This window comes from Paraburkholderia sediminicola (assembly GCF_046027825.1).
In the GTDB taxonomy this organism is placed as follows: domain Bacteria; phylum Pseudomonadota; class Gammaproteobacteria; order Burkholderiales; family Burkholderiaceae; genus Paraburkholderia; species Paraburkholderia sediminicola_D.
In genome coordinates this window covers 35,867-55,531 of record NZ_JAQQDU010000012.1, presented here as the reverse complement: position 1 = coordinate 55,531, position 19,665 = coordinate 35,867, and the positions used below count along the sequence as shown (strand labels likewise).

The following is a 19,665-nucleotide window of genomic DNA, read 5'->3' as shown; positions in this document are numbered from 1 at the left end:
CGCGCCGGACGCCCGGCTCCAACCCGCTTCATCTCGACACCTCGCGTTGATGCGGCGCCCATGGCGTTATGACTACGATTTTTCGCAAACGCCCATTTATGCGAAATCACCTGTTTTTACCGGAGCAAAACAATGTAATCTCTCGGTTTTCTTCCTGCGTCACAACAGATGAGTCGAGCGTTGGCGAGCGAACAACTACAACAATCAGCGGCGCACACGCGGCGCCGGCCTATCGTTCTTCGTCTGCGCTGCACCGTGGTGCTGCTGGCGTGCGGGATCGCCGCCTTCGCCCGCCCCGCTCAGGCCGCCGAATCCGCGTGCACCGCCGAAGCCGGCCCGGCCGGCCGCCCCTCTGTCGGTCTCGTGCTGTCAGGCGGAGGCGCGCGCGGCTATGCACACCTCGGCGTTCTGAAGGTGCTCGAGGAAAACCGCATTCCGGTCGACTGTATCGCCGCCACCAGCATGGGGTCGGTAGTCGGCGGCCTGTACGCGAGCGGGATGACGGCGCAGGACATGCAAAACCACCTCGCCGGAATCAACCTCGCGGACATCGCGTTCGACGTCACGGAACGCGCCGATCTGCCGCAGTCGCGCCGCGAGGACGAGCAACTGTATGTGAACAGCCTGTCGCTCGGCTACGGCGCCAATGGCTTCCGGTTGCCGGTCGGGCTCATCCAGGGCAATCGATTGCAAGCACTGCTGCAGGACTGGACGTCCGCGGTGCCAGGAAATGTTTCGTTCGACAAGCTGCCGATCCCGTATCGCGCGATCGCGACCGATCTGCGCTCCGGCCAGAAGGTGGTGCTCGATCACGGCTCGCTGCCGCAGGCGATTCGCGCCAGCATGGCCTTACCTGGCCTGTTCGCGCCTGCCGATATCGACGGGCGCACGCTGGTCGACGGTGGCATCGTCAGCAATCTGCCCATCGAAACGGCACGCGACATGGGCGCGAACGTCGTGATCGCGGTCGATATCGGCTCGCCGCTGCGGCCGCTGGATGCGCTGGCCTCGCCCGCCGACGTGATGCAGCAGATGATCGGCATCCTGATACACCAGAACGTCGCGCGGCAACGTGAACAGTTGCAAGCCGGTGACGTACTGATCGAACCGGCGCTCGGCTCGCTGAGCTTCACCGATTTCGCCAACGCGAGCCAGGCGATCGAGGCCGGCGCCGCCGCCACGCGCGCGGCCATGCCGCAGCTTCAGCATCTGGCGCTCTCACCCGCCGACTATGCCGCGTGGCGCGCTCGTCACGGCAAGCCCGCCATGCGTCCGGTGCGGATCACGCGCATCGAGATCGCGTCGCAAGGGGTGGTACCCGAGACACGCATTCGCGCCGCGTTGCACGTCCAGCCCGGCGACGTGTACGATCCGGTCGCGCTCAACAAGGACTTGCTGGCGCTCACTACCGCAGGCGACTTCGACAGCGTGAGCCAGCAACTCGTCGACGACGGCGACCAGCACACGCTCATTGTCTCCGCGCAACAGAAGCTGTGGGGGCCGAATTTCCTGCTGTTCGGGCTGGGTTTGTCGAGCAGTTCGACAGACGAAGGCGGCTTCCGGCTGCATCTCGGTTATCGCCGGCCGTGGCTCACTACGTCAGGGCTCGAAGGACGGGTGGACGGGACCCTGGGTAGCGACCTGATCAACCTGCATGCGGAGCTGCGGCAGCCTCTGTCGACCTCCTTTGGCTATTACGTCGCGCCCTACCTCGAGTTTCAGCGCCGCTATGCCAACCTCTACGACGATTCCGGCAACGTCAAGGTCACGCAATACCTCTTGCAAACCGAGCGCGCCGGGCTCGACCTCGGCGTACCGCTCGCGCGTCTCGGCGACTTCCGTATCGGCGTGGCATACGCGCATGGCTACGCGTCGCCACAATACAACTTGCCGCTCGACGATGATGTGTCTAACTCGCCGCTGTTGTTTCCCGATATCTACGGGCGGCAGCTTAGCGCTCGCGCACGTCTCGTGATCGATCAGCTCGACGATCCGCTGTTTGCTCGCAAAGGTTACTTCGGGGAACTACGCGTAGAACGTTCGTTGTTCGCGGGCAGCGACAGCTTCACCGAGGTATACGGAAAAAGTATCGTCGCGGCAAGTTATGGACGACACAGTATCAACGCGAGCATCGAAGCCGGTAACGACTTCGGCGGCACCAATCTGACGAATCCGTTCGGCTTCACGCTGGGCGGCTTCCAGCATTTGTCGGCCTACGCCGCCGACCAACTGTCCGGCAATTCGATGGTGTACGGCCAGGTCACGTACATGAATCAGCTCGCCACCTTCGCCGCCTCGCCGATTCGCGGCCTGTATGCGGGGCTGAGCGTTGAAGCGGGCAACGTCTGGAACCGCGATTCCGACTTCGGCAGCGGACCGTTAAAGCGCAGCGTGACGGTTTTCACCGCGTTGACCAGTTCGTTCGGACCGATATATCTGGGTGTAGCGTTCGCGCCAGGCGGCCGCCATAACTTTTACTTCCAGCTCGGACATACGTATTGAGGCCCGGCAGAAACGACGCGTTTCACGCTACCGTGCCCACCGGCCAGCTTATTTCGAAACGCGCTCCGCTCAGCGTCAGTGGATCGGTGACGGCAATGCGCCCGTGATGGGCGCGCAGCACCTGTTGCGTAATCGCGAGACCTAAGCCGTAGCCGCCGGTCTGACGATCGAGCCGCACGAAGGCGTTGAAAATGCGCTCGCGTTGGTCGAGTGGCACGCCGGCGCCGTCGTCTTCCACGTAGATTTCCACATTGCCATGCTTGACGCTCAGGCCGACCATGATCCGCGTGTCGGCGTATTTGCTGGCGTTGCGCAGCAGGTTACGCATCGCGTAGGACATGAGGCGCTTGTCCATCACAACGCGTAACGACGTGTCCACATCGACTTGCGGGACGAGTTGCTTGTCCGCGTAAAGCAGCGTGGCGTCGGTGATCTGGCTGTCGAACCATGCCGCGAGCACCGTGGATTCGAGGTTCGACTGCAGAGAACTGTATTCGAGGCGCGCGTAGGTCAGGCTCATGTCGATGAGCTCGTCGAGCTCGGTGACGTCCTGGTCGATGCTTGCCAATGCACTGTTGTATTCGGCTGCGGATGCGGGTTCGCGGAGGTTTTCCAGGGCGAAGCGCACGCGGGCTAAAGGCGTGCGGAGTTCGTGGGAGATGCCGTTGGTGAGTTCGCGCTGCGCCGCGATCAGGCGTTCCATGCGTTCGGCTAACGCGTTTAATGTGCGGGCTAGTGGGCCGATTATTACGCTGTGCGATTCGCGTGCTCTTGTGTTGAATCTGCCGCCTGTGAAGTCTATTGCGCGTTCGCGCACCATCACCAGGTCTAGCCAGACTGGGCGCATCCAACGGTAGGCTGTTATTGCTGGCAGCAGTAGCGTGAACGATGCGATTGGGATTGACGCTTTGGGTGTGGCTAGTGTTGGCCAGATCGATGGGGATGTTTTTAGTGTCAGGCTTAGGGTCGTGATTGAGGCTGCTAGCACTAATGCTGTTAGCGTTAATAGACGCGTGTAGACGCGTATGTAGAGCCTCGACCAGCTCGGGATTCTGTCTGCTCTTGTGTCTGTCCAGGAGCGGCGGAAGCGGTGCCAGCGCCATTTGCCATAGCGGTAAGGGGTTAGTTTTTTTTGCTCCGCTGTGGGTGGCATCTGGGTTCTCGCTTTGATTCTCTTTTATTGCGTTTGTGGTCTGGCTGTGTTGCCCCTGGGCGGGGCGGGCACTTGCTTTCTTTGCCCATCTAATGCGGTTTTGGTCTATTAGCGTTGCCCCTGTGCGGGGCGGCACTTACTTTCTTTGCCGCCGCAAAGAAAGATAAGCAAAGAAAGCGGCTCAACCCGCCAGCTCATAAGCGGGCCCCCTGGCTTGGAGGTGGTGCATCTGGAATCTGTGCTCTCGCACATTCGGCGTCAGTGACAAGGGCGTCATACTTCCGGCGGCGCTGCGCGCGCCGATGCCTTCTTCATAACGCCAGGCGGCAGTTTATCCTGGTTCCTCCGCGCGCCGTCGGTGGTTTGCGTTGCTCAGGTTTGCGCTTTTTTCGTCCTTCCGTTTGCCGCTTATGCCCTCTGGACGAATGCCAAGGTTTGCTCCGCTACCGTGTCGCGCTCGTTGTCTAATGTGATCATGTGGTAGCTGTCGGTCAAGCGCACAAGTGTCACTGAGCGGCTTCCCAGGTGCTCGCACACGAATTCCGCTGAGCGGATGCTCGTCACCTCGTCTTCCTCCGAGTGCATGACCAAGGTCTCGCAGGTTACGCGACCCAATGCTCGTTTCACCGCGAAACGCATCCAGTCAACCTGCTCGATCGCCGCCAGCGGCACGTACGGATAGTGGACGCCGCTCCCCTTCTGCAAATGGCGGCGGATCAGGTTGCGGATGCGCGCGTTCTTGATGCCAAAGGGCTCGCCCTCGGGTACGCGGATCAGGCGGCGCAGACCCGGCACGCAGTACATCAAATAACGCAGCGGACGCAGGCGTGAGCCGCCCCAGCCGTCAAGGAACAATGGCGGCGACAGCAGGATGAGACGCCCCGTCGTCATGCGCTCACGCGCACTCAGCATCAAGGCAAGTAATGCCCCCATCGAAATGCCTGCGACGTCCACACGCTCGTAGCGTTTAGCCAGGTCGCGATATGTGCGGCTCAGCAGTTGCATGTAGTCGCTCAACGTCACGCGGCTCAACGCGTCAGGGCTCGAGCCGTGGCCCGGCAGCGACGGCAGATGCACGTCGCAACCGATCTGCTCGAACTTGCGGTCGAGCGCGCCAAAATCATGGCGCGTGCCACCCAAGCCGTGAATCATCAACACAGCATGGCGGGAAAGTGGGGAAACGCGAGCGGACATCACTAAGCCTGTCGTTGCACAAGCCTGCGATGCTAATCAGCCCCGCCTCACATGACTGTCGATTTACGACCGCGTTTGTAGAGTTTTGTCGGCCGATATTTCGACGTATTACTCTATCGAAACGCTTCGCCAACTCGCCCGCCCCTCGGTTGCAACTCGGCCGCAACTCAACCGCGACCGCTGCAAACGCCTTTAATCCCATGCCAGCTTACTGAACTGGTAGCCCTTGCCGCGTACCGTCTTGATGCGCTGCGGGGTGCCGGCGTCGTCATGCAGCTTGCGGCGCAGCTTGGAAATGCCGCCGTCGATCGTACGGTCAAGGCCGTCGAATTCGATGCCGCGCAGTTGCCGCATCAACTCGTCGCGGCTCACTACTTCGCCCGCGCAACTCACGAGCGCCCACAGCAAATCGAACTCGGCCGATGTCAGATCGGGCAGGCTGCCGTCCGGTAGTTTGACCGTGCGGCTTGCCCGGCTGATCTCGAACTTGCCGAAGGCGTAGCTCTCGGGTTGGCCCGCCTCCGGCGTGCGCGCAGTCAAGCGGCGCAGCTGCGCCTTGATACGCGCCAACAGCACGCGTGGCTCGACAGGCTTATGCACGTAGTCGTCCGCGCCGAATTCGAGGCCCAGCACTTCGTCGAACTGCTCGTCGCGCGCGGTCACCATGATGATCACACCGTCGAATTGCTCGCGCGCCTCGCGGCAAATCTGGAAACCATCCTTGCCAGGCAGGTTCACGTCGAGAATCACCAGGTCCGGGCGGCGCTTGAGAATGGCCGGCACGGCGTCGTTGCCGTGCAGCACGGTCTCGACTTCGTACTCGTGTTTGCGCAAATAACCCGCGACCAGCGCGGACAGGCGGTCATCGTCTTCGACAAGCAGGATCCGGAATGGCATGGGACGAATCGTTCTGGGCTGACTGTTTCAATATCAATAGCGGCGGCCGCGACATCGGCCGTTCGGGCCGCGGCTCGCGGCCGAGGGATGGCGGCCTGCACAAGCGCGGCGTGATACATACCGGGCAGTTATCCTGGCGCGTTCCATATGCGTCCAGACAGGCTCGCGCCGCCGGTGAAAAGCGCCACGGTGAAGAAAACCGCACCGCCGGCAACAGCCGGACGAGCTGGCTCGACGCACAGCATAGCGGATGCGCCGCACATCATGCGACGCGCGCGACAAAACTCGACAAACACACAAGCAATTCGACACGGACACGCGATCCGCGCCGCTAGCATCCCCCCGGTTGAAATAGCCCAAGGATCTGCCGTGACGACTGTTTCCAACGAACGGGCTCACGCCCGCTCGCCGTGGTTCGCGAGAGCCACCGCATCCTTTGCGGTTATTCAGCAAGCCGCTCATGCCCTCTACCCCGGCACCAGCCTATTTCATCGCTGGCGGCGCATGCGCCTGTGGCTGCGCTCGCTGATGTCGTGGCGTTCGACGCAAGTATGGCTCAAACGCTGCGCCATTTCGCCCCTGCACGATCTGGTGCAACGTCATCCTACCGCGCTCGAACGGATGCACCGGCCGTTCCTCCATACCCGCTTCAGCCCGCGCGAACGCCTCATGGCGAGCCTCGATCATCACGCGCTGACACAGCAGCGCGTACCGCAACTCGCCGCGCGCATCGCCGCAGTCGGCTCGGCGCCAATCGCATCCTTCGAGGTGGGCGCCGAACGCTGGCATGTGTCGCTCGAGTCGATCGAACAGTTTCAGAAGGAAGGCGACTGGACCTTGTGCATCCGCGATGCGCGAGATCAGCGTGTCGTCTCCTGCACCTTCAGTCTCGCCTATCTCGGAGGCAAGGTGCGGCGGCCACGTCTTTGCATCGGCTCCGTGCAGGGGCCAGACAAGTCCGTCAACGGCCGCGAGCTGTTTCGCGCGCTCACCAAACGGTGGCACGGACTGCGGCCGAAAGTGCTGGTGATTTACCTTGCCCAATGTGTCGCCGCGGCGCTCGATGCGGGCGGCACCTTCATCGTCTCGAAGCAGGCGCACATCTATGCAAACTGGCGCTATTGCCTGAGAAAACGTCGCGTGGCCGCGGACTACGATCGACTGTCTATCGAGTGCGGGGCGCTCGCGCGCTGGAACGGCTGGTTCGTTCTCGCACCGCCGGCGCGCTATCTGGCCGAACGCCAGGCTGACAACACCGGCGACGCATCCCGCCGCAAACGTTACGCATTGCGAAGCGCACTCGCCGCGCAAATTCGCGTGAGCGTCGCGGCAAGCAAGACGAGCCGACTGTGCGTGCCTCGCATTGTCGCTTGAATTCATTGCAATTTTTTATTGACAAGACATGCGACAAAACGGCACACTCATTCGCATGTTGACGCACATCTCCATCGCCTTCGCGATTAAAAACCCAACAATGCATGCCATGATCGGCAGGCATTTGGGAGCATGTGCGCGTTAGCAGTCTGAATCTGCAAAACAGGACCCAAAGGCCCCGCCGGTAACGGAAGGGGCCTTTTGTTTTGTGGGTGCCTCCTCCGTCCGCCGGCTCGATGACGGAGAGCAAGATGGATCAGGCAAGCCCGCAGTGCATGGATGACGACTCAAGTCTGTCTGCATATCAACAGAACGAGCATCAGCCGCAAGTAGTCGTGCATTTTTCCGTAGTACCCGGCGCAACGCTGACGTGGCGTGTCGACGCCGACAGCACGCTCCGCGTGCACGGTGCGCGCCTTTGGCTCACACGCATCAACTCGCCTTACGATCATTGGCTCGAACCGGGCAACGCGTTCCAGCTGCAACGCGGCGAACGCGTGTGGCTCAGCACGGATAGCGAACGCACCGCGCGCGTGTCGTTGAGTTGCGCGCTGCCTGCCAGACGGGGGCTCGTCACGCGTTGGCTGGGGCGGCTCGCATGGCTGGGTCTGAGGACACCGGCGGCTCGATAGCGTGCCCCGCCGCGACTCGATGGTCGAACTTTCGTACCGCAGAAAAGCAAACACCCCTGCAATGAGGGGTGCTTGCCGATCAGCCATGCCGGCTCCGGGGAGCCAGGCATGCCGTGTTACGCCGCTGCCTGATATTGCTTACGCCGGTTGCTTGAACGCGGATTGCGTGAACACAGGCAACCTGAGCGCGTGCCGCTTACCGGCGTGGCATTTACTGCGGCGTCACCTGCACGGCCGCTGCCGAAACGAATACTGCGTGAATCGTATCGCCAACCTTGACGCCCTTCAGATCGACGTCCGGTCCGGCTTGGAGCGTTTGCGTCTGATAGGCGCCGCGCAGCGTGACGAGGCGCTTCTTGTGATCGATCTTCTGCACGGTGGCGAGTACTTCGACCTGACGCGCGGATGCAAAGCCACCCGAAGCCGGGGCATACACCTGCGTATCGACGCGTGCACGAATGCCCTTATCTGCGCCGGTGACCTTCTCGGCCTTCAGCAACAACGCATTCTTGTACAGCACATCCACCCGGTCGCCGATCTTCAGTTGATCGAAGCCGGCCACTTCCTGGCTCACCAGCACGACCACCGCGTTGCCGCCCGGCCCTTTGAGCGTGAGCGTGCGGGTGCCCGGATCGATACCGACGATCTCCGCCTTCACATGCACCGGTTGCACTTCGCTGACGATGCCCTGTGCGGCACTGGCCATTGCATCTTGGGCCCACACTGGTTGCGCCGCGGCGAAAGCCGCTACCATCAACGCTGCTCCAATCGTCGCTGCCTTCATTTACGCTCTCCTCGAGAAATTGTTCGAACTGGTGTAACCGCGATCTGAAACCGCAGGATGCCGATTAACACCATGAATGCATACAGCTTCAGGGTGGCAATTACTAAATGGGTACGGCGCAACGATTGTACATGCCTTACAAGAAGCGAAGATTGTTTATATTGTGATTTTCAAATCCACAGAAGGCATGATAAGAAGTGCCGCGGCGCGGTGTTGCAGCGGCGTCTTGCCCGCTGACAGCACGGCTTCAACCCGCCCGTCTCTCGATATGCCGCGACAATACGCGATATTCATACAGCATTAAACACATACTGCATGACAGCCCCGTGGCTCATTATTCTTTATATCGACGGCATTCGCTGCAATGCAATCGAACGTCGTCATTAACACCAATTAAACACAATCTCAATAGCCGATGAAGCCAAGCGCCGCGCCAAATAAAACAGCCCCGTCGCCTGAGCGAAGGGGCTGTTCATTATGCGGCCGCAGAAGCGCTAAACGCGAAGCATCAACGCCAACTACGCTGCGATACTTCCCTGCAAAAACGCTAAGCCATTAAACACGTTCGATAGCGATCGCGATGCCTTGGCCGACGCCGATACACATCGTGCACAGTGCAAAACGGCCCTGCGTACGGTGCAATTGATACATCGCGGTGGTCACCAGACGCGCGCCGCTCATGCCGAGCGGGTGGCCGAGCGCGATCGCCCCACCGTTCGGATTGACGCGCGCGTCGTCATCCGCGACGCCGAGTGCGCGCAGCACGGCAATACCTTGCGAGGCGAAGGCTTCGTTCAGTTCGATCACGTCGAACTGATCGATGGTCATGTTCAGGCGAGCCAGCAATTTCTGCGTGGCAGGCGCCGGGCCGATGCCCATCACGCGCGGCGCGACACCTGCCGTTGCGATACCCAGCACGCGTGCGCGCGGCGTGAGGCCGAAGCGCTTCGCGGTGTCTTCGTTGGCCAGCAGCAACGCCGCTGCGCCGTCGTTCACGCCCGACGCGTTGCCTGCCGTGACGGTGCCGTCCGGGCGCACCACGCCCTTCAGTTTGGCGAGCGTTTCAAGGCTGGTTTCGCGCGGGTGTTCGTCTTGCAGCACGGCGATCGGATCGCCCTTCTTCTGCGCGATCGTCACGCCGACGATTTCCTGCGCGAGCGTGCCGTCACGTTGCGCGCGCGCGGCTTTCTGCTGACTGCGCATCGCAAACGCGTCCTGATCGGCACGGCTGATCTTGTAGTCGGTCGCGACGTTTTCGCCTGTCTCCGGCATCGAATCCACACCGTACATCTGCTTCATCAGCGGGTTCACGAAACGCCAGCCGATGGTCGTGTCGAAAATATCGGCCTGGCGCGAAAACGCACTGGTCGCCTTGCCCATCACGAAAGGCGCACGGCTCATGCTTTCGACACCGCCGGCCAGCATCAACGCGGCCTCGCCCGACTTGATCGCACGCGCGGCGATGCCGACGGCGTCCATGCCCGAACCGCACAGGCGATTCACCGTGGAGCCCGGCACGCCTTGCGGCAAACCGGCCAGCAACAGCGACATGCGCGCGACGTTGCGGTTGTCTTCACCGGCCTGGTTCGCGCAGCCGTAGATCACGTCGTCGATCGCGTTCCAGTCGACGTCTTTGTTGCGCTCCATCAGCGCTTTGAGCGGCACTGCGCCCAGATCGTCGGCGCGAACCGACGACAGCGAACCCGCATAGCGGCCGATGGGGGTGCGAATCGCGTCGCACAGGAATGCTTCGGTCATGTGATGTCTCCAGTTGGTGTGCTGCGTGCGCTGGGCCGCTAGCGGATAGCCGTTAGTGGCGCCGGCCGCCTGGCGCGAGCCGGATGCTCTGCATCATCGACCCGGCGATGCGCAATGGAAAACGGCCGCATGGCAGCCGTCACCTCAATTCAGCTTAGCGCAGGATGGTGAACGATGGGCCCAGGATGGCGGCCATTTGTTCTTTATACGAACATACGGTCATATATCGAACAACTAGCCGCAATAATAGGCGTGTGCGCGAAACCATGTCAAGCGAAGCCAACCCCGGACCAGGGAATACGCGCAGGTCGGCGGCCTCATTTCAATGGCCTTGTATTGGTCTGACTATTGACGCGCTCGTGCCGGCAACGGTGCTTTTGCGGCTGCCGGCACGAGGCCTGGGGTCGTTCTGTTGTCCCGGATCACCTTGAAAACACCAGCCTCGGCACGCGCGCGATCAGCGGATCTGAATCTGCTCGTCCGCGATATAACCGCGAATCACATCGGCGAAGCTGCGGTCGCCGCTCAACCCGAGCCGCTCCGCACGCGAGGGATCCCACTGCCCCGGCCAGCTGCCGACAATCTTCTCCACCCGCGCATCCGGCGCCCACACGATCCGCTTCGCGACCTCGTCGCCCGCCACCTCGCGCAGCGCGGCCACCATCTCGTCGACGCTCACCGAAATTCCCGGCAGATTCAGCACGCGCTGGTTGCCGAGCGCCGCGGAATCGATTTCGACTCCGGCGATCAGGCTTTCGATGGCCTTGCGCGGCGACAGCAGCCACAACCGCGTCGTGCCCGCTACCGGACACACCGCCGCTTCGCCGTTCAGCGGCTCGCGAATGATGCCGCTCGCAAACGACGAGGCCGCCGCATTCGGCTTACCGGGCCGCACGCTAATGGTGGGCAAGCGCAACACCCGGCCATCGACGAAACCCCGCCGTGTGTAATCGTTGAGCAACAACTCCGCGATCGCCTTCTGCGCGCCGTACGACGATTGCGGATTCAACGCGGTGTCGTTCTGCACGACCTCAGGCAGATCGCCGCCATACACGGCCACTGAACTCGTGAACACCACCCGCGGTGTATGCCCAAGCTGTCGGCAGGTTTCCAGCAGCAGGCGCGACGCGTCCAGATTGATGCGCATGCCGAGATCGAAATCCGCCTCGGCCTGCCCACTCACGATCGCGGCAAGATGGAAGATCGCTGCGGTTCTGTCGTCTATCACGCCGTCAAGCACGCTGCGCTCAGCGATGTCGCCCACTTCCGACCGCACGCGGCTGTCGCCGAAATCGCTTCCGTGCACCACGTCGAGCAGCACCAGTTCGGTAATCGCTTGCGGCTTGCCGTGCTCATCCTTCACCGCGCCGCGCGCCAACAGTTCACGCGCAAGACGCTGGCCGAGAAAACCCGCACCGCCGGTGATCAGTATTTTCATGAGGTGCGTTGTCCTTGCTTGATCACTTATTGGGGCGCGGCGTTCAGATACGGCTTGAGCCAATCGAGTCCTGCCGATGTGCCGGCCCGCGGCCGGTATTCGCAACCGATGTAGCCGTCATAGCCCAGCGCGTCGATCAGATCGAACAGATACGGATAATTCAGTTCGCCGATGTTGGGCTCATGGCGTTCCGGCACGCCCGCGACCTGAATGTGGCCGATGCCTGCCATATCGCGTTTGAGCTTGACCGCAAGGTCGCCTTCCACGATCTGGCAGTGATAACAGTCGAACTGCACCTTGAGATTCGGCGCCCCCACTTCCGCGCAGATCGCCTGCGCGTCGTCCTGGCGGTTCAGAAAGAAGCCCGGGATATCGCGCGTATTGATCGGCTCGATCACCACGGTAATGCCATCGTCTTGTGCGGCCTTTGCGGCATAGGCAAGATTCTTCAGATACACCTCGCGATGTTTGGCCCGCGGCTGATCCGCGCCAATCAAACCGGCCATCACATGCAGTTTGCGATTGCCGAGTACACGCGTGTAATCGAGCGCGGTTTCGATGCTGCGGCGAAATTCGTCTTCGCGGCCCGGCAGCGAAGCAATGCCGCGTTCGCCCGCGGCCCAGTCGCCGGGTGGCGCATTGAAGAGCGCCTGCGTTAGACCGTTCGCTTCGAGCCGGGCCTTGATGTCGCCAGCACGGAAATCGTAGGGAAACAGAAACTCCACTGCCTTGAAACCGTCTTTTGCCGCCGCAGCGAAACGGTCGAGGAAAGCGTGTTCGTTGTACATCATGGTCAGATTAGCGGCGAAGCGAGGCATGGCAGCAACTCCTTGAAAATGGTTTCGTTCAGCGCGCGGAAGCTGCAATGATTCCCTGCTCCGCGCACAAGATCTCGATCTCGCGATTAACTGGCGGGTCTGACTTGAGCCAGACCGCCGTCGCGCCGATCACCAGCATGTCCGCACCTACTTGCCAGCGTGGCAGCGCCATCTGGCTTTGCTTTTGTCAGCGCCTACCAGCGTGCGCCGAACACAGTCCGCAGTTCTTCGAGCGCCGCATCATTGAGTGGCGCGGGCCGCGGGTTCGTCATCAGCCACAGGCGCGCGGTCTCTTCAAGTTCTTCAAGCACATACGACGCCTGCGCCACTGAGCGCTCCCACACCACCGGCCCGAGGCGCTCGAGCAAAACCGCGCGAACGGTCCCCGCGAGCGCGGCGATCTGCGCGGCCACGTGCGGGTCGCCGGGGCGCTTGTAACGAATCAGCGGGACGTGCCCCACTTTCATCACGTAGTACGGGGTAATCGGCGGCAGAACATCGTCGTCGCGCCACACGCCGCCGAGCGTCAATGCGACGAGATGCGTCGAATGCGTGTGGACGATGCCGCGCGCCTCGTCGTTGCGGGCATAAATGCCCCGATGCAACGCCAGCGTTTTCGACGGTTTGCCGCCGGACACCGTGTTGCCGTCGAAATCGACCTTGGCGATATCGGCCGGGTCGAGCCGGCCGAGGCAGGCATCGGTCGGCGTGATCAGCCAGCCGTCGTCGAGACGCGCGCTGATGTTGCCGGCGCTACCCACCGTGTAACCGCGTTGATAGAGACTCGCACCGGTCACGCAGATTTCTTCGCGGACACGTGCTTCGTTCGTCGTGTGGAGTGCGGGCGTGCCGGTCATTGCACGGCTCCATCGAGGTGGCGCAGTGCCTTTTCGAAAAAGTCGATCGTGCCGAAGTTGCCGGATTTCAATGCGAGCGCGAGCGGTTCGGCGTCCGTCGTTGCAGTCGCGGGCACACCGGGATCGATCTGTGCACCGATACGCAACGTGCGCACGTCGAGCGCCTGCACCACGGCGCCCGAGGTCTCACCGCCCGCCACGACGAACTTGCGCACGCCGCGCTCACGCAACCCGCGTGCGATCGACGCCAAGGTGGATTCCACCAGATGTCCCGCTTCGTTGACACCGAGTTCGCGTTGCACCGCTTTGACTTCGTCGGGCATGGCGGTGGCGTAGATCAGCATGGGTTCGTCTTTATCCAGGTACGGCTGGGCAAAGGCCAGTGCCTGCTCGACCACCGGCTCACCGCGCGCCGCCGCTAGCGGATCGATGCGGAACGCGGGCCGCGTTTCGCGCCAGGCCGCCACTTGCGCGTTAGTCGCGGTCGACGCGCTGCCGGCCAGCACCGCCGACAATCCTTCGACGCCCGGCAATTGCGCGGCATCGTTGCCTTGCGCGAGCAAACCGGCGCGACGGAAATTGCCGGGCAAACCTAGCGCGACACCGGAGCCCCCTGTGATCAGCGTGAGGTCGGCACAGGCCTCGCCGAGTGCGTAGAGATCCGCGTCCGATACCGCATCGGCAATCGCTATTCGCACGCCGTCGTTGCGCAGCGCATCGAAGGATTCGCGTACGGTCGACACGCCTTTCGCCACGGCGTCGTAACGCACGAGGCCGACTTTCGATCCGGTCTGCCTCTGAAGCACGCGTACGAGGTTCGCATCGTGCATCGGCGTTAGCGGATGGTTTTCCATACCCGATTCGTTCAGCAATCTATCGCCGACGAACAGATAACCGCGATAGATCGTGCGGCCGTTCTCGGGAAACGCCGGGCAGGCAATCGTGAAAGCCGTTGCGCCCACCTCAGCGGACAATGCATCGAGCAAGGCGTCCGTGACCGGGCCGATGTTTCCGGCGTCGGTCGAATCGAAGGTCGAGCAGTATTTGAAAAAGAACTGGCGGCATCCTTGCGCGCGCAACCAGTCGAGCGCGGCGAGCGATTGCGCGACCGCATCGGCGGCGGGAATCGTGCGCGACTTCAGCGCGACGACCAGCGCGTCGGCTTCAACGAAATCATTCGACGCGGGCACGCTGATGGTCTGCACCGTGCGCATGCCGCCGCGCACCAGCATGTTGGCGAGATCGGTGGCGCCGGTGAAATCATCGGCAATGCAGCCGAGCAGCGCACGTCTGGACGAAGGGGTCATGGCCGACTCCACGCTTACTTCTCCGCCGGCAAGTCGATGCCGGGGAAAATCTTGATCACCGCGGAATCGTCCTCGCCACCATACCCGGCGGTCGAGGCCATCATAAACAACTGATGCGCCGCCGCCGACAAGGGCAATGGAAATTTCGAGCGGCGTGCGGTATCGAGCACCAGGCCGAGATCCTTCACGAAGATATCGACCGCCGAGAGCGGCGTGTAATCGCCGCTCAGAATATGGGGCACGCGGTTCTCGAACATCCACGAATTGCCCGCGCTATGCGTGATGACCTCGTACAGCGCATCGGGATCGACCCCTTCGCGCAAACCGAGCGCCATGGCCTCCGCGGCCACGGCGATATGCACGCCAGCCAGCAACTGATTGATGATCTTCACTTTCGACCCCGCACCGTGCGCCGGGCCCAGACGATAGACCTTGCCCGCCATCGCGGCCAGCACGTCCTCGCACGCGGCATAAGCGGTGTCCGGGCCCGACGTCATCATCGTCATTTCGCCGGACGCGGCGCGCACCGCGCCACCGGACACCGGTGCGTCGAGCATCTGCATGCCGGCGGCTTCGACACGCTGGCCGAGATCGATCGCGAAGTCCGGCGCCACGGTTGCGCTCGCAATCACCACACTACCCGGTTTCATCGCAGCGACCGCGCCTTGTGTGCCGAACAGCACGGCTTCGGTTTGGGCCGCATTGACGACCAGCGTGACGACCACCTCGCATTGCGCGCCAAGCTCGGCAGGCGACGCACAGCCGACGCCGCCAGCCGTAACGAACGCCTGCAGGATCTCGCTACGCTGATCGCACGCGTGGACCTGAAAGCCCGCGCGCAGCAACGAGCGCGCGACGCCCATGCCCATCGCCCCGAGACCGATAACGCCGACCTGTCTGGACATACTCGACTTCTCCATTGGTTAGCCGCAAGCGCCCCGACGAATCCCAACCCAACCCAAGCCGGCCCGGTTCAGCTCAGCAAATACCCGCTTCCGCGAGCCGTCGTGCCGCGTTATTCATATGGGTGCTCGCCGCGTTACGCGCGGCCATTGGATCGCCCGCCCGGATCGCCGCGACGATGGCCGCATGCTCTTCTCGCACCTGACGTGAGAAGTCATCGCGCAGCGCTTCGTTGCGCCGCGTCACCATGGTGCCGGCTTCGAGGTATTGATTCAGGAAGGTGAGCGTCTTGAGAAAATACGGATTGCCGGTGGCGGCAGCAATTGCGCGGTGGAAAGCGACATCTTCGGCGACGCCGTTCTCGCCGTCGGCCTCTGCTTCGTCGATCCTGGCGAGTGCCGCATCGATCGACATCATGTCCGCTTCGCTGCGGCGCATGGCGGCCTCCGAGGCGACTTCCGCCTCGATCGCCCGCCGCAGCGCGAGAATTTGCAGCACCGAGCCCGCTTCAACCGCTTCCGCATAGTCGATGCGCAGCGGCCGGATCGCGCCGTGCGTGGCGATGAACACGCCGCTGCCCTGGCGCGGTTGGACCACGCCCTCGTTCTTCAGCCGCGAAATCGCTTCACGGATCACCGTGCGGCTCACGCCGAACTGCTGCGCCAGCACCGCCTCGGTCGGCAGCTTGCCGCCGCGCTCGAAAGTGCCTTTGTCGATCTGCTTGAGCAACTGCTGCGCGACGGTATCGCTCAGCGCGCGAACAGGAATCTTGTCGAACATGGATACCCCGATGGATCATGTTGTCGGGTCATCATACAAATTTGAGACTGCGGCGGCATCGATGCAAACCCTGGGTTCAGCTACGCGCTACCGCAGACTATTGACCCAGTGAAAAGCCGTGACGTTCCCACCCCATGGCGTCATCGCAACACTGATGGCAAACATCAGCGGATAGGTCACCGCCGTCGAGAAGAATCCATACATGAAGCGTGCGCCGCTCCCCACGCGTGGCGACACCACCTGAAGCAACTGCGCGGACGAAAGCGTTGGAGCGGGTCAATCAGGAATACCAAATTGACGCCTGGGCCACGCCGCGGTTTCAAATCAAAACCTGATCCGCGGAAACGCTTGTGCGCCCCTCACAGGGTTAACGCCGCTATCCGAACCATTTCCTGCAAATTATCCTGCACCTCGCCAGCACTTACCGACCGGTCGGTTAATTAATAAAAACGTGTTTCGTCATCCAGGAGATGGGAAATGGTGAGTGAGGATGTGCAAAAGCGCTCTAGCAGCGCGCGCCTGCGGATCACCCAGTCGTGTTTGGTGTGGGGCATCGCCGGTCTTGGTTGCGTGTTAGTCGCTGCGTGCGGAAGTGACGACGTGACGCCCCCAACTGTCGCCCAGACTAACGCCGCTCAATGCGCAACGCTTAACGGCCAAACTATTGGCGGCATTCAGATTACCGCTACAAAGCGCACTGAAGCGAGCGGCAATGTTCCAGCCTACTGCAAGGTGAGTGCAACCGGCGCCCAGGGCACCACGCTCGACATCGAGGTCGATCTTCCAGACAACTACGCGAACCGTCTGTTCCATCAAGGCGGGGGCGGATTCGACGGAACCATTCCGACGGTTGAATCTATTAACCAGCAATTCCCCCTCACCCAACCTTTGCAACGAGGCATGGCTTTCACCGCTTCAAACGGGGGCAACCGGGACGGCAATCCGGCCGATTTCATTGACAACGCAACCCAGAAGCAGGACTACTCATACGCCGCACTTGGCATCACCGTACATTTTGCCAAGGCGGTGATCGCGGCTTTTTATGGTCAGGCGCCTAAGTACACCTACTTCGAAGGCGCATCGAACGGCGGCCGAAACGCTTACCTCGTCGCACAGGATTGGCCGGGCGACTATGACGGCATCATCGCCGGCTCCGAAACAATGAACATGGCGACGCAAACCATGGCATGGCTCAGCATGGCCTCCAAGGTCGGAACGCCCGCCATGCCTAGCAGCGCGCAATGGACAGCCGCCTATCAGGCAGCGTTACAACAGTGCGGCAACGCAAACGGCGTGATACTGAACCCCGACGCATGCACCTACGACCCCGCGCCGCTTCAATGCGGGACCGCAGGCGCGCCGGCAGCGACATGTCTCACACCGGCGCAATTACAGACGGTCCGGCAAGAGATTGGTGCGCTCAATACCGGTAGCGGAACCCTGCTCTATTCCGGTTACTATTGGGCCGATTTCGGCAGCGCGCTCGGTGTCGGTGCGTATGCAACGCTCGGAGGCGGATTCGCCGGAATCGCGACGGGTAATGGCAATTGGCTCTTGCCAGCAACGAATGCGGGAAGTTTGCAGGCGACCTTTAACGTCGACAGCGCCTATCCCGCGATCGCAGCAGGTTTGCAAAGCGCGGGGGCCGATCACAGCCTGCAGGCTATCGCTCAGTATCTGGCTTCGGGCAAAAAACTCATCTCGTTCCACGGCGGTGCCGATCCGCTGCTCTCGGCTCGTGACCATCTCCGCAACTGGTTGACCATGACGCAACTCGCAGGCTCGGCGGCGAGTAACGCGCGGTTCTACCGTGAGGCCGGCGTGGGCCATGTCGCAGGTGGCAATGGACCCGATCAGTTCGACTACATTGGCCCCATGATCGCCTGGGTCGAGCAAGGCGTTGCCCCCGGTCAGTTGACCATGACGAAGTTCGATGCGAACGGCAATGTAACCGCAACGCTGCCAGACTGCCCGTATCCGACTGTGCCGCACTACAACGGCTCGGGCGACATCAACCAGGCAGCCAGCTATAGCTGCGCAAGCAGTTAAAAGCGCAACGCCCCGTTACGAGGATGAGAACTGATCCCGGGTTGTCGGCTCGTAACGGTTTCTCAGGTCGTTTCGCGCTCGACGATATGAAAACCAACGTCGGTCACTTTGACGTTGCTGTCGCCGGCCAGGCGATCGAGCAGGCAACGCGCGGCGGTGAGTCCGATGCGGGTGCCGTCCACGCGCACGGTGGTGAGTTGCGGTGTGGTTTCGGCGGTAAATTCGAGGTCGCCGAAACCGCAAATCGACAGTCGCGATGGCACGCTCAGCCCGAGCCGTTTGCTTGCGCCAAGCACACCGATCGCCAGCAGATCGGAGCCGCAAAATACGGCGTCGAGCTGCGGTGCCTGCTCGAGGAGCGTCGGCAACGCGGTTTTGCCGACCGCCACCGAGCTCGGTGGCGACACCAGCACCTCGGCGATGTCGTGAATGCCCGCCTGCGCAAGCCGGTCGCGAAAGCCGTCGCGGCGCGCGAGTGCGCGATCGTCGTTCGCCGACACGAGGCCGGGTGCCCGCGCGTTGCGTTGTAGAAAGTGCTCGGCCACGGCGGCACCGATCTGATAGTGCGAAAAACCGACCAGCATGTCGATCGGCGTGTCGGTCATATCCCAGGTTTCGACGATGGGCAGGCCCACGTTGCGCAAGCGTTCACGCAACGAGTCTGCATGAGCGACACCCGTCAGCAACACGCCTTCCGGGCGCCGGCTCAGCACCGCGTCGAGCAGCGCCTCTTCGCTCGAATTGCTATAGCCGCTCAAAGCCAGCAGCACCTGATAACCTGCGCGCGACATCGTCTCGCTGAACACCTGGATCGTTTCGGAAAAGAGCGAGTGAGCGATGGTCGGCACGATCGCCGCGATCAACCTTGAACGCGCCGACGACAATCCGCCCGCAAGGCGATTGGGTACATAACCGAGCTTCTGCACGACCTGCCGCACCCGTTCAAGCGTCTCGGGCGCGACGGTCTCCGGGCTATTGAAGTAACGCGACACCGTAATCGGCGCGACGCCCGCTTGCGCGGCGACATCCGTGATACGCAGGACCTTGGGACCGCCCCGCAAGCGTTTCGCTGGCGCCGCCGTCTCCGGCGTATCGGGGCTGGCAGCGGCGATCGGCTTGTGATTCGGCATGGCTCAGTGGCTAGGTAATAGTTCGCGCGTATTGTAGACCGCTGTCGAGCGCCGGCGACGAAAGGCTCCGGCGGGCCGGGTCTCAGCGC

17 protein-coding genes and 1 pseudogene are annotated in these 19,665 nt (G+C 62.1%); 4 read left to right on the top strand and 14 right to left on the bottom strand.

Annotation, left to right across the window (positions count from 1 at the left end; translation table 11 throughout):
- The first annotated feature begins 168 nt into the window (after positions 1-168).
- A complete protein-coding gene (locus PQQ96_RS09010; protein ID WP_408290938.1) occupies positions 169-2,502 on the top strand; it encodes a patatin-like phospholipase family protein in 2,334 nt (777 codons plus the stop codon).
- A 22-nt stretch (positions 2,503-2,524) separates the two neighbouring features.
- Here the strand turns inward: PQQ96_RS09010 and PQQ96_RS09005 are convergent.
- The 3 genes and pseudogenes from PQQ96_RS09005 to PQQ96_RS08995 all read right to left on the bottom strand — a co-directional run.
- Positions 2,525-3,400: pseudogene (locus PQQ96_RS09005) on the bottom strand (ATP-binding protein); the annotation flags it as partial.
- A gap of 663 nt (positions 3,401-4,063) precedes the next feature.
- Entirely contained in the window at positions 4,064-4,849 is a 786-nt protein-coding gene (locus PQQ96_RS09000) for an alpha/beta hydrolase (protein ID WP_408290937.1), read from the bottom strand.
- Between the two features lie 192 nt (positions 4,850-5,041).
- Complete coding sequence (locus tag PQQ96_RS08995) at positions 5,042-5,746, bottom strand: response regulator (RefSeq protein WP_408290936.1); 705 nt, start codon at positions 5,744-5,746, stop codon at positions 5,042-5,044.
- Positions 5,747-6,115: 369 nt separating this feature from the next.
- On the opposite strand from PQQ96_RS08995, the gene PQQ96_RS08990 reads away from it, so the two are divergent.
- Positions 6,116-7,120: a DUF535 family protein gene (locus PQQ96_RS08990; RefSeq protein WP_408290935.1), complete on the top strand. Its 1,005-nt coding sequence runs from the start codon at positions 6,116-6,118 to the stop codon at positions 7,118-7,120.
- Between the two features lie 251 nt (positions 7,121-7,371).
- Positions 7,372-7,752, top strand: a complete 381-nt coding sequence (locus tag PQQ96_RS08985; RefSeq protein ID WP_408290933.1) for a DUF2917 domain-containing protein — start codon at positions 7,372-7,374, stop codon at positions 7,750-7,752.
- A 211-nt stretch (positions 7,753-7,963) separates the two neighbouring features.
- Here the strand turns inward: PQQ96_RS08985 and PQQ96_RS08980 are convergent, their stop codons facing one another.
- The 10 genes from PQQ96_RS08980 to PQQ96_RS08935 form a co-directional block, all read right to left on the bottom strand.
- Positions 7,964-8,536, bottom strand: a complete 573-nt coding sequence (locus PQQ96_RS08980) for a hypothetical protein (RefSeq protein WP_408290932.1) — start codon at positions 8,534-8,536, stop codon at positions 7,964-7,966.
- A 555-nt stretch (positions 8,537-9,091) separates the two neighbouring features.
- Entirely contained in the window at positions 9,092-10,294 is a 1,203-nt protein-coding gene (gene pcaF / locus PQQ96_RS08975; protein ID WP_408290930.1) for a 3-oxoadipyl-CoA thiolase, read from the bottom strand.
- Positions 10,295-10,751: 457 nt separating this feature from the next.
- Positions 10,752-11,732, bottom strand: coding sequence for a D-erythronate dehydrogenase (denD, locus tag PQQ96_RS08970; protein WP_408290929.1), 981 nt, complete (start codon positions 11,730-11,732; stop codon positions 10,752-10,754).
- Positions 11,733-11,758: 26 nt separating this feature from the next.
- Positions 11,759-12,550 carry a 2-oxo-tetronate isomerase gene (gene otnI, locus PQQ96_RS08965; protein ID WP_408290928.1) on the bottom strand — a complete coding sequence of 264 codons (792 nt, stop codon included), beginning with the start codon at positions 12,548-12,550 and terminating at the stop codon, positions 11,759-11,761.
- 28 nt (positions 12,551-12,578) lie between these two features.
- Positions 12,579-12,722, bottom strand: a complete 144-nt coding sequence (locus tag PQQ96_RS08960; RefSeq protein WP_408290927.1) for a hypothetical protein — start codon at positions 12,720-12,722, stop codon at positions 12,579-12,581.
- A 22-nt stretch (positions 12,723-12,744) separates the two neighbouring features.
- Entirely contained in the window at positions 12,745-13,407 is a 663-nt protein-coding gene (gene otnC, locus PQQ96_RS08955; protein ID WP_408290925.1) for a 3-oxo-tetronate 4-phosphate decarboxylase, read from the bottom strand.
- Positions 13,404-14,714, bottom strand: a complete 1,311-nt coding sequence (gene otnK / locus PQQ96_RS08950; protein WP_408290924.1) for a 3-oxo-tetronate kinase — start codon at positions 14,712-14,714, stop codon at positions 13,404-13,406. The genes otnC and otnK overlap by 4 nt, the downstream gene beginning before the upstream one ends.
- Before the next feature lie 14 nt (positions 14,715-14,728).
- Positions 14,729-15,619, bottom strand: coding sequence for an L-threonate dehydrogenase (gene ltnD, locus PQQ96_RS08945; protein ID WP_408290922.1), 891 nt, complete (start codon positions 15,617-15,619; stop codon positions 14,729-14,731).
- Positions 15,620-15,692: 73 nt separating this feature from the next.
- On the bottom strand, positions 15,693-16,397 hold the full coding sequence (locus PQQ96_RS08940; RefSeq protein WP_408290920.1) for a FadR/GntR family transcriptional regulator: 705 nt from the start codon (positions 16,395-16,397) through the stop codon (positions 15,693-15,695).
- 87 nt (positions 16,398-16,484) lie between these two features.
- Positions 16,485-16,646 (bottom strand): 2-hydroxycarboxylate transporter family protein, encoded by a 162-nt coding sequence (locus PQQ96_RS08935; protein WP_408290918.1) that lies wholly within the window; start codon positions 16,644-16,646, stop codon positions 16,485-16,487.
- A 231-nt stretch (positions 16,647-16,877) separates the two neighbouring features.
- Between PQQ96_RS08935 and PQQ96_RS08930 the strand changes: the two genes are divergently transcribed.
- Positions 16,878-18,446, top strand: coding sequence for a tannase/feruloyl esterase family alpha/beta hydrolase (locus PQQ96_RS08930; protein ID WP_408290917.1), 1,569 nt, complete (start codon positions 16,878-16,880; stop codon positions 18,444-18,446).
- A 62-nt stretch (positions 18,447-18,508) separates the two neighbouring features.
- Here PQQ96_RS08930 and PQQ96_RS08925 read toward each other — a convergent pair whose 3' ends face one another.
- Positions 18,509-19,576 carry a LacI family DNA-binding transcriptional regulator gene (locus tag PQQ96_RS08925; RefSeq protein WP_408290915.1) on the bottom strand — a complete coding sequence of 356 codons (1,068 nt, stop codon included), beginning with the start codon at positions 19,574-19,576 and terminating at the stop codon, positions 18,509-18,511.
- Positions 19,577-19,665: the final 89 nt, after the last annotated feature.